Consider the following 556-nt stretch of genomic DNA (forward strand, 5'->3'; position numbering starts at 1 on the left):
GTCGGCAAAGTATGTGGTTGGGGTGGCCGGCGCGTTGGCTGGCCGCGTTGTGCGCGGTGGCGGTCACCGTCGGCGGGCTGCACCTGGCCGCGCCCGCACCGTCGAGCGGGGTAGGGCAGGCGGCGCGAACAGTGTCGGCGGCGCAAGGGTTCGCCGACGCCGCGGTCGCTGCGTTCACCGATTCGGCGGTGGGCTCGGACCCGACGCTGACCGTCGAGGCGCGCCGCGCCGGACTACCCGCCCAGCCGCTGGCCGGCCTGACCGCACACACCGCCGCCGGCCCGGTGCAGGTGGTGTTGCCCGGCGGGCTCGGTGCTGCCCAACACACCGCGGGCGGGCAGGTCGTCTACCCGAATGCCGGCGCGGGGTTCGACATGCTGGCCGAAAACACCGCCACCGGCACCCGCACCGTGGCGCGGATCAGCGATCCGGGCGGGCCGCGGATGGTCACCACCTTCGTGCGCACCCCGGCAGACACCGTCATGCTCGCCCACACCAACGGCTATCTGACCATCAACCGCGCCACCCCGACCGCCGAAACCATCGGCATGTTCTC

Annotated in this window: 1 pseudogene; it reads left to right on the top strand. The window is 73.4% G+C overall.

From position 1 onward, the window contains the following. Positions 1-11: 11 nt before the first annotated feature. A pseudogene (locus tag ACRCUN_RS34220) lies at positions 12-556 on the top strand (HNH endonuclease); the annotation flags it as partial.

This window comes from Mycobacterium venezuelense, from assembly GCF_054919535.1.